Source organism: Photobacterium sp. Hal280 (genome assembly GCF_037162255.1).
In the GTDB taxonomy this organism is placed as follows: domain Bacteria; phylum Pseudomonadota; class Gammaproteobacteria; order Enterobacterales; family Vibrionaceae; genus Photobacterium.
In genome coordinates this window covers 920,823-936,291 of record NZ_JARLUO010000005.1, presented here as the reverse complement: position 1 = coordinate 936,291, position 15,469 = coordinate 920,823, and the positions used below count along the sequence as shown (strand labels likewise).

The 15,469-nt window shown below is 54.3% G+C and carries 14 protein-coding genes and 3 pseudogenes; all 17 read right to left on the bottom strand.

What is annotated here, in order from left to right:
- Positions 1–49: 49 nt before the first annotated feature.
- On the bottom strand, positions 50–2,146 hold the full coding sequence (gene flhA / locus P4S53_RS13755) for a flagellar biosynthesis protein FlhA (protein ID WP_337113086.1): 2,097 nt from the start codon (positions 2,144–2,146) through the stop codon (positions 50–52).
- 192 nt (positions 2,147–2,338) lie between these two features.
- Positions 2,339–3,467, bottom strand: a pseudogene (gene flhB / locus P4S53_RS13750) (flagellar biosynthesis protein FlhB).
- 21 nt (positions 3,468–3,488) lie between these two features.
- Positions 3,489–4,268 carry a flagellar biosynthetic protein FliR gene (fliR, locus tag P4S53_RS13745; RefSeq protein ID WP_337113085.1) on the bottom strand — a complete coding sequence of 260 codons (780 nt, stop codon included), beginning with the start codon at positions 4,266–4,268 and terminating at the stop codon, positions 3,489–3,491.
- Between the two features lie 11 nt (positions 4,269–4,279).
- Complete coding sequence (gene fliQ, locus P4S53_RS13740) at positions 4,280–4,549, bottom strand: flagellar biosynthesis protein FliQ (protein WP_027253946.1); 270 nt, start codon at positions 4,547–4,549, stop codon at positions 4,280–4,282.
- Between the two features lie 19 nt (positions 4,550–4,568).
- Positions 4,569–5,420, bottom strand: a complete 852-nt coding sequence (gene fliP, locus P4S53_RS13735) for a flagellar type III secretion system pore protein FliP (protein WP_442958686.1) — start codon at positions 5,418–5,420, stop codon at positions 4,569–4,571.
- Positions 5,420–5,812, bottom strand: coding sequence for a flagellar biosynthetic protein FliO (gene fliO / locus P4S53_RS13730; RefSeq protein ID WP_337113084.1), 393 nt, complete (start codon positions 5,810–5,812; stop codon positions 5,420–5,422). Before fliO ends, fliP begins: the two co-directional genes overlap by 1 nt.
- A 5-nt stretch (positions 5,813–5,817) precedes the next feature.
- Positions 5,818–6,207 carry a flagellar motor switch protein FliN gene (fliN, locus tag P4S53_RS13725; RefSeq protein ID WP_337113083.1) on the bottom strand — a complete coding sequence of 130 codons (390 nt, stop codon included), beginning with the start codon at positions 6,205–6,207 and terminating at the stop codon, positions 5,818–5,820.
- 12 nt (positions 6,208–6,219) lie between these two features.
- Positions 6,220–7,266, bottom strand: coding sequence for a flagellar motor switch protein FliM (gene fliM / locus P4S53_RS13720; protein WP_027253942.1), 1,047 nt, complete (start codon positions 7,264–7,266; stop codon positions 6,220–6,222).
- Positions 7,267–7,273: 7 nt separating this feature from the next.
- Positions 7,274–7,762 carry a flagellar basal body-associated protein FliL gene (fliL, locus tag P4S53_RS13715; protein ID WP_337113082.1) on the bottom strand — a complete coding sequence of 163 codons (489 nt, stop codon included), beginning with the start codon at positions 7,760–7,762 and terminating at the stop codon, positions 7,274–7,276.
- 70 nt (positions 7,763–7,832) lie between these two features.
- Entirely contained in the window at positions 7,833–9,284 is a 1,452-nt protein-coding gene (locus tag P4S53_RS13710; RefSeq protein ID WP_337113081.1) for a flagellar hook-length control protein FliK, read from the bottom strand.
- A gap of 99 nt (positions 9,285–9,383) precedes the next feature.
- Positions 9,384–9,823 (bottom strand): annotated as a pseudogene (gene fliJ, locus P4S53_RS13705) (flagellar export protein FliJ).
- A gap of 36 nt (positions 9,824–9,859) precedes the next feature.
- Positions 9,860–11,176: a flagellar protein export ATPase FliI gene (fliI, locus tag P4S53_RS13700; protein ID WP_337113080.1), complete on the bottom strand. Its 1,317-nt coding sequence runs from the start codon at positions 11,174–11,176 to the stop codon at positions 9,860–9,862.
- Positions 11,173–11,988, bottom strand: coding sequence for a flagellar assembly protein FliH (gene fliH, locus P4S53_RS13695; protein ID WP_337113079.1), 816 nt, complete (start codon positions 11,986–11,988; stop codon positions 11,173–11,175). Before fliH ends, fliI begins: the two co-directional genes overlap by 4 nt.
- 18 nt (positions 11,989–12,006) lie before the next feature.
- Entirely contained in the window at positions 12,007–13,050 is a 1,044-nt protein-coding gene (fliG, locus tag P4S53_RS13690) for a flagellar motor switch protein FliG (RefSeq protein WP_046219526.1), read from the bottom strand.
- Entirely contained in the window at positions 13,040–14,782 is a 1,743-nt protein-coding gene (fliF, locus tag P4S53_RS13685; RefSeq protein ID WP_337113078.1) for a flagellar basal-body MS-ring/collar protein FliF, read from the bottom strand. Before fliF ends, fliG begins: the two co-directional genes overlap by 11 nt.
- A gap of 16 nt (positions 14,783–14,798) precedes the next feature.
- Complete coding sequence (gene fliE, locus P4S53_RS13680) at positions 14,799–15,110, bottom strand: flagellar hook-basal body complex protein FliE (RefSeq protein ID WP_027253934.1); 312 nt, start codon at positions 15,108–15,110, stop codon at positions 14,799–14,801.
- A gap of 117 nt (positions 15,111–15,227) precedes the next feature.
- Positions 15,228–15,404, bottom strand: a pseudogene (locus P4S53_RS22650) (helix-turn-helix domain-containing protein); the annotation flags it as partial.
- Positions 15,405–15,469: the final 65 nt, after the last annotated feature.

The following is a 15,469-nucleotide window of genomic DNA, read 5'->3' as shown; positions in this document are numbered from 1 at the left end:
TGACGGATTACCCTGCACGTTTTGGCTGACTCAGTCAGCCAGGGGACACCTAGTTACCCACTGCATTCACGATACGGATTTGCTTTTCATCAGGGATTTCCTGATAAGAGAGCACCCGCAGTGTCGGGATGGTGTTTTTCACAAATTTGGCTAACGTGCCGCGCAGTACGCCAGACGTTAACAGTACAGCCGGTTCGCCTTTCAACTCTTGCTGATGTGTGGCTTCGGTCAAAGAGCGCTGCAGACGTTCTGCCAGACCCGGCTCAATACCGGAGGACTCGCCCCCGCTTGACTGCATTGTTTTATGCAATATTTGTTCCAACTCAGGAACAAGCGTGATAACAGGTAATTCAGGCTCTATTCCATTGATTTCCTGAACAATTAGACGTTTGAGGCCAATCCGTGCGGCGGCGGTGAGAATGTCGGGATCTTGACTCTTACCGGAATACTCGGACAAAGTCTGAACTATGGTGCGGATATCCCGGATAGGCACACCTTCATGCAGCAGGTTCTGCAGCACTTTCACCACAGCCCCTAACGGCAGCTGATCAGGGACAAAATTGTCCACCAGTTTCGGTGTCGACTGCCCCAGCACTTCCAGTAGGTTCTGAACTTCTTCATGCCCGAGCAACTGAGATGCATTGTTCACCAGAATCTGGCTCAGATGGGTTGCCAGTACAGTCGCAGCGTCAACAACGGTATAGCCCAATGCCTGAGCATGCTCTCGCTGCGATTCTAAAATCCAGATCGCTTCCAGACCGAAGGCGGGATCGGTCGTGCGCTCCCCTTCCAGGCTGCCAAACACCTGGCCTGGATTGATGGCCAGCTCCATGTCAGGGTGAATGTTTGATTCGCCATTGTTCACCCCCATCAGACTGATACGGTAGGTATTGGGCGGTAATTCCAGGTTATCGCGGATATGAACAGGCGGAACCAGGAAGCCGAAATCCTGCGACAGTTTTTTCCGAACACCTTTTACCCGCTCCAGCAACTCGCCGCCCTGTTCTTTATCGACCATAGGGATCAGGCGGTAGCCGACTTCCAGGCTGATGGTATCCATAGGCTGAACATCATCCCACGACAGCTCTTTGGTGACGGGTTTGCTGTCCAGCGACTCAGGCGGTGCGGATTCTGCCAGCACTTTTGCCTGTTGCGCTTTCTTGACCCGCCAGTAGGCAATCAGGCCGATGATCAGTGCCAGCAGCAGAAACGGAATATGCGGCATGCCCGGAACAATCCCCATCACGAACAAAATCCCGCCTGTGATGATCAGCGCCTGGGGGTTATTGAACATCTGGAACAGCATCTGCTGCCCCATATCTTCGTCAGTATTTTGACGAGTCACCATCATGGCAGCGCCGATGGACAGCAGCAAAGATGGGATCTGTGCCACCAGACCATCACCAATGGTCAGCAGGCTGTAAATCTGAATCGCGTCATTGAAGCTGAGATCATGCTGGCCCATCCCGATGATCAGACCACCAATGATATTAATGAAAAGAATCAGGATGCCGGCAATGGCATCCCCTTTCACAAATTTAGAGGCACCGTCCATCGAACCGTAAAAGTCGGCTTCTTTGGTGACTTCGCTGCGCCGCGTTCGTGCCTGCTCCTGATCAATGAGCCCGGCGTTGAGATCGGCATCAATCGCCATTTGCTTACCCGGCAAGGCATCAAGGGTAAAGCGGGCACTGACTTCGGAAATACGGCCGGCACCTTTGGTGACCACCATGAAGTTGATGATCATCAGAATCAGGAAGACCACCAAACCAACCGCGTAGTTCCCCCCGATCACCACAGAACCAAAGGCGTCGATCACCTGGCCTGCCGCCTCCGGGCCTTCATGACCATTCAGCAAGACAACCCGGGTTGACGCTACGTTCAGTGCCAGCCTGAGCAGGGTGGCAATCAGCAGTACGGTCGGGAAAGCCGCAAAATCCAGCGGGCGGCGGGTGTACACAGTCACCAGCAGCACCACCAGGGCCAGGGCAATATTAAAAGAAAAGGCCATATCCAGCAGCATTGCTGGCATTGGCAACACAACCATCGCCAATGTTGCCAGTACCATGATAGGGGCACCGATTGCAGGCAGTGACTGCAATCGGTGTAAAGGCAATTTATCTGAAAAGGGTATCGGCAGCTTCATGCATTCTTATTTGGTTGGAATGGGTTAATCGTCAGTGCTCACTCAGTGTCCACCGCGTATTCACTGTCTGACACTGGGTGTGGCGGTGAATCGCAGACAACTGAACGGGCTAAGCTTCGCATAAAGCAAAATTTATACCGTCTTGATAAGTCAATTTTTTGACCTGCAGCCAAAACATTTTTTATCAAGCAGTTAGTGTCGTAATTCAGGAGGAATATCAACAGCGCCTGCCGATAACTTGGGCCGCTTACCATTGCCGCGCCGGTATTGTTTGAGCTGGAATACGTACGCCAGCACCTGCGCCACAGCGGCAAACAGGCCATCCGGTATTTGCTGTTCCAGCTCGGTACTGTGATAGAGGGAGCGTGCCAGCGGAGGCGCAGGCACAATATCTATCTGATATTCGTTGGCTACTTCCCGGATTTTCATCGCCATGTGATCTGTCCCTTTGGCAATGACCACTGGCGCCTTGTCGAGCGTGGGATCATAACGCAAGGCCACAGAGAAGTGCTCCGGGTTGGTAATCACCACATCGGCCTTGGGCACTTCCGCCATCATGCGCCGCTGCGCCATTTCACGCTGCAGCATACGGATACGGCCTTTGACCTCAGGTTTACCTTCGACATCTTTATATTCGTCTTTGACTTCCTGCTTGGTCATCTTCAGCTGCTCGTTATGCTGCCAGATCTGGTACGGCACATCGATAGCCACCACCACCAGCAGCGAGCAACAGATCAGCAAGACAAAGCGCAGTAAAATCTCCAGCGCGTGAAAGATATTGCTCGGATAGATCTCTATGCTGAGCTGAAAGAAACCTTCCAGGCTGCTGTACATCAGGTAGTAAGCCACACCAGCCACCAAAGTGACTTTCAGGATAGATTTCACCAGCTCAACGGCACTTTGCTTGCCTATCATACGTTTCAGACCGCTGGCCGGGTTCATTCTTGAGAGCTTGGGTCTTGCTGCCTCGGCGGAAAAGCTGATTCCGCCCAAGGCGGAAGCGCCAATCAGTGCCGCCACAAACAAGAAGATCAGCACCAGAAGCAATGGCCACAGCATGTGCACGATGGCATCGCCGGTGACCGACAGCAGTTTGGTAAAATCAAACACTTCCTCGCGGCTGAGGGTAAAGAACTTGCGCATCACTTCGCTCAAGGCAACAGCCAGCATTTCGCCAAACCACATCAGGCCAACCGCCCCTGATACCAGGACCGCAACCGACGCAAGTTCTTTTGAGCGCGCGACCTGACCTTTTCCCGCGCTTGCTGCAACCGTCGGGGGTTGCGTCTTCAGTACGTTCTTGTCCGTCTGACTCAGCCATCGGACTCCCTCCTGTCCGTCATCAGCAATCCAGCCTGATCAGGCTGCAAATTTGCTCTGTACCCAGTTGCCAGTGTTCTTCATACTGCGCCTGGATGCCCATTAACAGATACCAGCTGACAAACAGCCCCAGCAACAGCGCAAACGAGAAGCCCAGGGAGAAAATATTCAGCTGAGGTGCCGCACGTGTCATGACGCCGAACGACAGATTCACCGTCAGCAGCGCAATCATCCCGGCCAGCGACATGTTTAAACCGGCTTTGAACATCCAGCCGAACCAGCCCGCCAGCTGCTGGTAATCCACTGCCTGCAACATCGACTCGCCGACCGGCAAAGTGGTAAAGCTCACCACCACCAGCCTGAGCATCGCCAGATGACCGTCCGTGGCGAGAAATAACATGATCGCCAGCATCATATACAGCTGGCCCAGCACAGGGGTGTTTTGTCCGTTGGCCGGGTCGACCATGGAGGCAAACCCCAGGCTGGACTGCATGCCCAGAATCTGTCCTAACAAGACAAATGTCTGGGTGACAAACTGAGTCACCAGCCCCATCGCAACCCCGATGATCACTTGCTGGCCTGTGGTAAGAAAGCCCTGAAAGGACAACAAAGGAATATCAGGCACCTGAGGCAACATGGGCATCACAGCAAAAGTCACTGTCAGCGACAGATACAGCCGGATGCGCATCGACACGAAACGGGCGCCGAAGAAAGTCATGCTCATCATCATGGCCCCGATGCGGGTCAGCGGCAAAAAATAATTAGCCAGCCAATCTAAAATGACCTCCGCCGGATACGTCATGACCTGTCTGCTCAGTAAAGGATTTGAGGGATGTGTTCAATGATGCGATGAAAATAATCCATCAGCATTCGGGTCATCATGTGACCAAACACCATCAGCGCAACCAGGGTGATCACCAGACGTGGCAGGAAGCTTAACGTCTGTTCATTGATGGAAGTGGCGGCCTGAAAAACCGCAACCACCAAACCAATCAGCAAACCGGGTATGACGATCACGCAGACCATCACCAGGACCATGTAGAGGGCTTCCTGAAAAATTTCGACGAAGGCTTCTGGTGTCATTGTCTGTCACTCCCTGTCATCAGGTGCCGAAACTGCCGGCCAGGGTTGACAGGATCAGGTTCCAGCCATCCACCAGTACGAACAACATTAATTTAAACGGCAGTGAGACGATCATCGGCGACAGCATCATCATCCCCATGGCCATCAGTATTGAGGCCACGACCAGATCGATGACCAGAAAAGGCAGAAACAGCATAAAACCAATCTGGAACGCCGTTTTCAGTTCCGAGGTAATAAAGGCAGGGATCAGGACTGTCATCGGAACTTGCTGAGGGTCTGTTGCCTGCGAGCCCGACATATCAACGAAAGTTTCCAGATCTTTCACCCGCGTTTGTTTGAGCATGAACTGCCGCAGCGGATCCTGAGCGATCGTCAGGGCTTCACGGGCAGAGAGCTCTTCATTGATATAAGGCTGAACCGCCTTGGTATTGATCTCATCCAATACCGGAGACATGACAAAGAAAGTCATGAACAGGGCAATCCCGATAATCACCTGATTCGACGGGGTCTGCTGCAGACCGAGCGCCTGCCGCAAAATCGACATCACCACCACGATACGGGTAAATGAGGTCATCAGGATCACAATGGCGGGCAAAAAGCCCAGCGCTGTCATCAGTGCCAGGATTTGCAGCGTGACTGAGTAATCTTCGGTGCCATCCGGGTTCACCGACACAGAAAACGCCGGAATGCCGCCCCCGCCTTTAGTGGTCAGCAGGGTTGCAGCCCCTTTGTCACTTTGCATCTCGCTGACGGTAACATTATTGCCCGCCACATTGCCCAGCCCGCCATCTTCGCTCTGGGCACTCACCATGCCGGAAAGCAGCAGACAAACTGCACCAACAATCCAGATAAAGAAGTTAGATCGATACATCATTGTCTTTTCAACAACTTACCGAGTTGCTGAGCAAACTCACCGTTGCCTGCACCCGCACTGACCGGCAAGGGGGTTTCCAGCTTGGTCAGCATTGAAATATTTTGCGGCGTCACACCAATGAGCAACTGCTCGTCACCCACCTGTACCAGGACGATTCGCTCACGCTGGCCAACGACCACCTGGCGGACAATCTGCAGCCCGTTATCTCCGCCACTCACACCCGGCAACTTCATGCGACGCAGCAGCCAGGCAAGAAACACGATAAGAACCAGTACCAGCAGCAGCGAACCAATCGTTGTGCCCATATCCAGCTCCGGCGCCCCGGCCGCCCAGACCGGCTGGCTGATCACGGCCAGAGCAGCGAGCAATGTGCTTTTCAATGCTTTCATCTCTGTTACCGCAACTTCTTAATACGTTCAGTCTGACTGATCACATCCGTCAGACGAATACCGAATTTATCGTTGACCACAACCACTTCACCGTGGGCAATCAAAGTGCCATTGACCAGGACATCCAGCGACTCGCCGGCGACACGGTCCAGCTCAACGACCGAGCCCTGGTTCAGTTGCAGTAAGTTACGGATACTGATCTTCGTGCGCCCGACTTCCATCGAAATCGTGACCGGAATATCCATGATGGAATCCAGACGACGACGTTCTTCATCAGAAATCGGGGTACTTTCGTCTGTGAGCTCTTCCAGCGGTGCGGCTTCAATAGTGTCGTCGGCCTGTTCAGCCAGGGCTGCCGCCCAATCGTCAGCTACTTGTTGATCTTTATCTGACATAAGTCACCTGTATTAATCGTCAATCGGGTCAGTGGCGGAGAAAGTCGGGCTCAGTTCGTCGCCGTCTAAGAAGGCGAGGTCCGTCTTCACCGTATCTGGCCGCTTCAGTTTCTTGGAAATCTTTATCGCTACGTGATCGCCTGACTTACCCATTTTTCCGCGGTAGGTCGGCAGGTCTTCAACGTAGAGCGTCGCCGTCTCCGGCAATTCAATCGGGATTACGTCACCGGAGTGCAGTTCCATCAGATCCCGCAGCGTCAGGTCAATATCGAGTAATTTGGCACGCAGATTTACTTCGACATCCATGACCTCATCGCGCAGTGCCTTGCTCCAGCGAACATCGGTATCCATTTTGTCACTCTGGACACCGGCATCAAGCAATTCGCGGATCGGCTCTACCATGGAATACGGCATCACCACATGGAAATCGCCGCCGCCGCCATCCACTTCAATGTGGAAAGAGCTCACCACGATCACTTCTGTCGGGCTGACGATATTGGCCATGGTCGGGTTCACTTCGGAATCCAGGTATTCGAACTCCACACCCATCACAGGTGACCAGGCTTCCCGGTAGTCCTCAAACACCAGTTTCAGCAGCATCTGGACGATACGGCGCTCCGTTGGTGTGAATTCACGCCCTTCGATCTTGGCGTGGAAACGGCCATCGCCACCAAAGAAGTTCTCGACCAGAATAAAGACCAGCCGGGCTTCCATGGTGATTAAGGCCGTGCCTTTCAGGGGACGAAAACGCACCATATTCAAACTGGTGGGAACATACAGTGTGTTCTGGTACTCGCCGAACTTGAGCATCTGTACGCCATTGATCGACACTTCGGCCGTCTTGCGCAGCATATTGAACAAACTGATCCGCATATGGCGGGCAAAACGCTCATTGATAAGCTCGAGCGTCGGCATCCGGCCACGGACAATGCGGTCTTGCGATGAGAAGTCGAACGAAATAACCCCAGTGCCTTCTTCTTGCCGGGGGTGATCATCCTCTACATCATCGACGCCATGCAGCAGCGCATCAATTTCGTCTTGGGTTAATAAATCAGTCACTGGGAACCTATTGCATTACAAAGCCAGTAAACAGGACCTGTTCGACCACAGGGCTGCCAGATACTTTCACCAGCGCAGACTGCACGGATTGCAGCGACTGTTGACGTAGTTCAAGCCGTCCGCTGGGAGAACGAAGCTGCTCCACACTGGCTGCACCGAACGATTGAAGCAGGGTGCTTTCTACCAAAGGAATGTGTTGACGGGCCAGAGTATCATTCTCATCACCGCGTACCATGAGTTGTACTTTCACCTGTACCAGCCGCTGCTGGGTATCCCCCGTCACATTAAAAATAAAGGGATGCGGCAAAATCACATAATAAGCCGGTTCCGGCTGACCTGAAGACTGGGTTGCCGACATGCCGTCGCTATCAGCCGCAGACTGATCGTCAGACAGGAAAAACCAGGCTGCTGCGCCCCCCAACAGTACGGGGACCAATGCAATTAAAATCAATAAAATGCGTTTTTTTCTATTTGTTGTTGCCGCTGATTCAGCCATATTTCCAATTCCGTTCGCGGGTCAATAATAGTCACTTGGATGTCGCAAATACCAGCGATGCCGCTGGGGATCATGCGTAATAATCAATGCCGTCGCTTTGTTCACTGACCGTCACGGCAATCGCATTGCCATCGTCATCATCCCGCTGCGACTGGCTGCTCTGACCGCCTCTGGCCATGCCTTCTTCACCCTGCTGCGTGCCGGTATGCTGGCCGGCAAATTGCTGATTACCGTCCTGTTGTACGCTGCCCTGGGTCAACTGAATGCCTTGCTGCTGTAACAGCTCTCTCAACCGCGGCATGGCCTGTTCAACCAGATCCCGGGTCTGCGCGTTCCCGACATGAAACTGCACCGATGCCTGGTCATTATTAATGGCCAGTTTTATCTGCATCCGGCCCAGTTCGGGCGGATCCAGGCGAATATCGACATGCTTGAGGTTTTTACTCATCAGCATCTGTACCCGCTCTGCCAGTTGCTCACCCGCCATCTCTTTTTGTAATGGCAGTGCGGTGGGCTGCGCCTGCGCTTCTGCTCGCTGCATCGCAGCCAGTGACGTCGGCTGGCCGGTGATCGCATTAGTGCCGGATGCAGCGCCAGTCGCCATGGCGTCTTTTTGCACCGTCTCCATCTGCAGTCCGGCATCAGCCAAAGCCGCCTGAAGCGATGCAGAGACGCCCGTTTGACCGGCTCCGGCCTGATTCGCACTTGCACCGTCAGCCGAACCCGCTTCCCCGCCTTTGGCAGAAGCAGAAAGCCGTGCTATGGCGTCACTGAGCCAGTCTGGCTGAGATTCTCCTTCGCTGTCCGCCGTGGCGTCACCCTGAATGGCGGACTGAACCGAGCCGGCCACCAGGGTCAAGTCAGGTTTCTCGCCCTTACTTTTGGCATCCGATGCCGTCCCTTTAGTGACCGCGGCCAGCATCTCGGCAAGCTGACCCGATTGCCCGCCAGCCACACTCTGGCCATCCCCTGCCTCAGACATGTCACCGTTCAGCGTCTGAGATCCGGGTTGCAAAGGGACGCCTGCCGATAATAAGGCGACCTCCGCCCCTTGCACGTCACTGCTTTCAGACTCAGGTGGCAATTCTTTGCCATCTTTTGCCATTTGCAGCTGCTGGCTGGAGGCATTGAGTCGGTCTAACAGTGCTTCTGCCTCGGCACGGATACTCTCTTCGGTGCTCTCAGACTCAGGGTTGTCACCTGCTGCTGTCTGGGTGGCCTCCGCCGTTTTTTCCGATGCTTTATCGGCTGTCACTGGGTCTGCACTTTCTTGCCGCTGGCTGTCTTTCGCCTTGTGTGTTTGCGCGGCGTTGTCGCTGGCTTTTGCCGGCTGAGCGGCTGGTGATTCAATTTTTTGACGCTTCGGCGCCGTCTTGCTTTCACTGTGGACGGCAGACTCAAGTCGTGATGAAAACCCCGACAGTCCGGGCTCTTCACGGCTGTCAGAACGAGCAGACTTACCCGGCCGGACGGACGATCCGGACGTGCTAAAATCGACAGAAATGCTGCTGGACGGTTTCATAACTACCTTACACTGACAATTATTTGACGACCAAAGTCGTGGTTATACGCAAACCCATGCAAGAAATGAACCAGCTCTTGAGTTGACTGCGATAAGCGATTAACACCGGCGACGGGCAGATTGCAGCGTGGCAAACTCATCCATTAACTTTTGCTCCTGACGCGCCAGACGCTGCTCCCGCTCGGTATGTTTTTTTCCAGCAGCCATTCGACCGACTTTCGCTCAGTCCGGGCCTGTTGCCACAACTCAGCGCATTGCTCTACCTGGCGCTCAAATTCTCGGCCGGCCGCTCCCTGCTGAACCAGAGTTTCGTCTAACTGGCCCAGAAATTTATGCAGATGACTGAACTGACTGGCCGTCAGTCCATTCTGGCCGCGCTCGGTCAGTTGCAGGCAGTAATCGTAGCGGTACTTTTCAATTTGTTCGCGCTGCTGGTAAAAGCTGTCCAGATCCCGCTTCGCCTGCTGAAGGGCCAGAAAAGCGTGATGTTCTTTGTCTTTGACCTGATCAAGAATCAGGGTCAGTGCCTGATCAGACATCCGCGCCTCCGGTTATGTCGCTTCGGTGTGTCGCCCTCAGGCTCCCAGCGCAGAGCGGAGCATATTGACGCACATGTCATAGGGAACCGACTCTTTCATTGTCTGCTGCAGGTACTGATCCAACCTGGGTTTTAACGTAAAGGCCTGATCAATCGCCGGATCTGAACCCGGCTTATACGCACCGATAGACACCAGATCCTGGTTTTTGCGGCAAATAGACAATATCTGACGGACCGCTTTCGACATCAGCATCTGCTCTTCATCCACGATGGCAGGCATCACACGACTGACAGAGCGTTCAACATCAATCGCCGGATAATGGCCGGCATCGGCCATCTCACGTGACAACACGATATGGCCATCAAGAATCGCGCGTGATGCATCGGCAATCGGATCCTGCAGATCATCGCCTTCGGTCAGCACAGTGAAGAAGGCCGTGATCGAGCCCTGGTGATCACCGCCGTTACCGGCGCGTTCAACCAGGGCCGGGAGCTTGGCAAACACAGAAGGCGGATACCCTTTGGTGGCCGGCGGCTCGCCAATCGACAGGGCAATTTCACGCTGCGCCTGCGCAAAGCGAGTGAGCGAGTCCATCAGCAGTAACACATCTAAACCCTGATCGCGGAAATATTCCGCCACGGTCAGGGCGGTCTGGCACCCTTTCAGGCGCATCAAGGGTGAAGCATCCGCAGGAGCTGCCACTACGACCGCGCGCTGGCGGCCTTCTTCACCTAAGATCTCATCAATAAATTCTCTGACTTCGCGGCCACGCTCACCAATCAATCCGACCACCACCACTTGCGCCGTAGTGCCCCGGGTCATCATACCCAGAGTGACAGATTTACCCACCCCGGAGCCGGCAAACAGGCCAATTCGCTGGCCTTTACCGACGGTCAGCAGGCCATTAATGGCTTTCAGTCCGACATCCAGCGGTTCACTGATAGGTTTTCTTGCGAGAGGGTTGATAGGTTCCGCATTCAGGGCGGCCCGGGCCGAGGTATAAATCTTTCCTTTGCCGTCCAGGGGGTTGCCCATGCCGTCAATCACCCGGCCCAGCAGCTCAGGACCCACCGGCAGGCCGCCGTCGCTCATCACAGGCGTGACTTTCGCGCCGGGCATCACCCCGGTCAGCTGTTCACTGGGCATCAGGTACAGGGTGTCACCACTGAAACCGACAACTTCGGCTTCGATACTGCCCTGTACCGCTTCGACACGACACACACTGCCAACCGGTGCCCGGCAGCCAATGGCTTCCAGTGTCAAACCAACCACACGCACCAGTCGTCCGGAGGCCACGGGGCGGCAGGCCAGCCCCTGTAAACGGTAGCGACCCAGCCGTTGCGACAGGGTCATTCCGCACTATCCTGTGCTGAAACGTCAGCCGGACGCTGATTCATGCCCAGAAACTGGCTCAGCAGATGACGAACACGATCTTCCATCCGATAATCCACCGCAGAATCACCGGCACTGAGCTGGACATCACCGCGTTCGAGTCCCGGTTCTGCCAGCAACTGCCAGCGACGGGTATCGCGTTCCTGCTGACTGTACGCTGCGGTGACCAGCGCAAGATCGTCCGGATGCAGCTGCACAGTAATCGACTGGGAGGCCAGCGGCAAGGTGGCAATGGCTTCGCGTAAGGTGGACAGAATCACCTGCGGGTTGGTCTGCACTTCAACCTGGATTAACTCGCGGGTCAACACGCTGACCATCTCCACCAGCTGGCTTTCGACCTGCTGATCGACCTGCTGTAGCGGTTGGGCGAGTTTGTCAAAAACCTGCGTTAAATGAGCCACATGCTGCTCAACCATTTCCTGTCCGGCAGCCAGCCCTTCTTCCCGGCCAGCCACCAGTCCTTCCTGATGACCGGTGACAACACCTTCTTGTCTTCCGGTTTCAAAGCCTTCCGCATGACCGACAGCCCGGCCTTCGGCTAGTCCTTCTTCATAGGCAGATTGGCGGATATCGTCCAGATCCGCTGCCGTCAGTGGCTGGGGAGCTTGCTCCTCTTCCGGCACCTCTCTGGGGCGCCAGCCCGGATCATAATTTAAAGCGTTCTCAACCGGGCCGCGATCTTCATCGCTATAATCGGGATAAGCCCAGCGTTCCAGTTCTTCCGCCTGGTGGCCACTCAGGCGGACAAAGCCCCGACGGCGTTCAATCGTCATTGTGCTTCCCCGGCTGAATTAGAGGTATTCATCCTGCCCACCGCCGCCATTGAGCATCAGCTCACCGGCTTCAGACAGACGACGGGCAATCGACAGAATTTCTTTCTGTGCCGCTTCCACATCAGAGACACGGATCGGCCCCATCGCTTCAAGGTCATCCATCAGCAATTCAGAAGCACGCTTGGACATATTGCGCATAATTTTCTCGCGCAGCATATCGTCGGCCCCTTTGAGTGCTTTTTGCAGCAGTTCCTGAGGCACTTCGCGCAGCAGGCTCTGGATACCCCGGTCGTCCACTTCGGCCAGATTCTCGAACACGAACATCAGGTCTTCGATCTGAACGGCCATCTCCTCGTCGTTCTCGCGGATCTGATCCATCAGCAGACCTTCGATGTTATTGTCGAGGTAGTTCATGATATCGGCCGCCGCCTTCATGCCGCCAATTTTCGCGGCCTGAGCGCCAGCCTGACCCGCGAACTGTTTCTCCATGATGTCGTTCAGCTCATGCAGGGCAGCAGGCTGAACTTCTTCCAGGTTGGCAATACGCATCATCAGATCCAGGCGCACGCGCTCTGGGAACTGGGATAAAATCTCTGCCGATTGCTCAGGATCCAGATACGACAACACGATCGTCTGGATCTGCGGGTGCTCATTGAGAATGATGCTGGCCACCTGACGCGGATCCATCCATTTGAGAGAATCCAGGCCGCGGGAGCCACTGCCCATCAGGATCTGATCCACCAGATTATTGGCTTTATCTTCACCCAGCGCGGCGATCAGGGTATTGCGGACAAAGTCGGCGCTGCCCATGCCAATGCTGGTGTATTTCTGGATATCGGTCAGGAACTGACGGTGCACAGCCGTGACCTTGTCATTGCTCAGTTCCTTCATGCTGGCCATCGCCCCACCCACGCGCTGGACCTGCTTGGGTTCCAGGTGGCGTATGATGGAAGCCGCATCCTGTTCATTCAGACTGAGTAACAGAATAGCCGCTTTATCCGTTCCACTTAAGCTATTAATGTCGAACGGTTTTTCATCTGTCGTCGCGACTTCATTTGCCATCTTCGTATACCCAGTTCTTCACAACCTGAGCCGCCAGATCCGGTTCGTTGGCAACCAGCGCACGCACGGCTTTCAGCAAGTCGTCATCTTTGTGCAGATTTGGCAGATCCAGGTTGTTATTGGTTAAATCGATACCGTCGACACCGTCCAGATCGGCTCCTATCAATTCTGAGCCGTCACCTGCCATGATTGGCAGACCATTCTCATCCAACGGTGTGCCATCGGCAGCCTGGTTCGGATAGAGTAGTTTACGCATAGCAGGGCGCACCAGCACCATCAGTACCACGATGATCACCAGCGCCGCAGCCAGCCAACGCACCCAGGTATTAAAGTTCGGATGCTCCCAGATAGGCAAGTCAACAATACGTTCCTGCTCCTGGGTAGCGAAAGGTACGGAAATCACTTCCAGCATATCGCCGCGATCCTGCAGGAAGCCGACCCCGCCCATCAGCAGACGACGGATTTTCACCAGCTCTTCCTCTGTCACCGGGATGCGAGTCATTTCGCCGGTTTCCGGATTAAGCTGCGACTTGTAATTGACCGCCACCGAAACCGTCTGACGACTGATCGTGCCGGTTTGCGAACGCTTGTGACGAATCGTGGTATCCAGCTCAAAGTTTCGCGTTGCCTCACGGTGCACCGAGCCGTTGCCACCTTTGCCGGTTTGTAAGTCGATCACATCCTGCGGTATCGATGAATCCTGCGGCGGCTGATTACTCAGGGCGCCCGGAATACCCGCCACAGACTGACCGTTGTTGTAATCTTCCAGCGTATACTCACTGCGGGTGGACGGCGTGTTGGGGTCAAAACGTTTCTGCGTTTCTTCCTGGGCACTGAAGTCCATTGAGACATCGACCTGAGAGGTATAATTGCCCAGCCCCAGGACAGGAATTAAGATTGCATCAATCTTTTCGCGCAAGGCTTGCTCTTGTTTGCGCTCCAGTTCGTATTCTTTTCTGCGTGCCGTGGCCGCCGGATCTTCGGTACCGGAACTGAGCAAACGACCGTGCTGATCGGTAACCGTGACACGGCTGGGTTTCAGGCCCGGCACGGCAGTAGAGACCATATCGACAATGGAATCCACTTCCTGCTGGCCGAGCGTGCCGCCTGAACTCAGGGTCAGGAAGACACTGGCCGTCGCTTCCTGATTATGGCGGACAAAGACGCTTTGCTTTGGCATCGCCAGCAGTACCTGCGCTTTGCGCACTTGTCTGATCTGCTCTATCGCTCTTGCCAGCTGGCGCTCACGACTGAGTTTCAGCCGTTCCTGTTCAAGACGTTGTGAAACACCAAATCCCATATCCTGCAGCAGAATATCATCACCTTCCGCCGTCGGGTTATTCAGTCCGGCACGGGTCAGCTCCAGCTTCAGTGCGCCGTATTTATCGGCGGGCACCCGGATGGTATTACCTTCCAGCTGGTATTCAATTTGCTTCTGGTCAAAGTGATCCAGAATCGGAATCAGCTCTTCAGTGGAGAAATTACCCAGCGGTCGCATTTCCGGTTCTTTCAGCCAAGCAACAACCAGTACTATCAAAGCGACACAAATCGCCACTGACAGCACCAGAATGATCTGACGCAGCAAATCAAGATTGCCCAGCATGCTGTCAACACGCGTGCTGGCACTCTTCTCTTCAAGATCCGGATTTTGCATATCCAGGTCGCTGTTGGCAGCGACAGGGACTGCAGCACTACCCGCTATGGCGAGTTCGTTGGATGTTTGTTCCGACACTCACTTAATTCCTGAATTAAACCGGCATATTCATCAGTTCTTTATAAGCTTCAACCAGCTTATTTCTAACCTGGACAGTTGCTTCAAAAGCCACGCTGGATTTATTGCGCGCGATCATGACATCTGACAGCGAAATACTGCGATCGCCCTGATCAAAACGACTGGTCATCTCACTGGATGTATTCTGTAATCCGTTAACCGTCTGTATCGCATCTTGCAGGGCAGCGCCAAAATCAGCACTGACCTTAGCGCCAGTCGCCGGACGTGACGCATTGCTAGCTTCCATTTGCATGGCCTGCATTTCTGACATAAATCCGTTGACTTTCATTGGTTATCTCCGTGGTACTTTTTTGACACAATCTGTATGAATAGCATCGTAAAAGATAAAGTTGTGCAAGCTTAACGCCAAAAATATGAAATTAATCTGTTAATTCCGCTTTTATGGTCAAACTGGGATCTCGATTCCGGCGTCCCGCATCTTGGCTAATTTATACCTGAGCGTACGTGGGCTGATGCCTAATCGCTCCGCGACTTCTTTTCGTTTGCCTTCGCAGGCCTGTATGGCGTCCAGAATAATGGCAAACTCCTGTTCGCGAAGTTCGCTGCCCAGGCTGTCAGCCCCAGCCACGCCCGGCGGTATCACATGGACCGCTGTGTCGTTCAATTCCTGCGATGCCACCGGAGTCA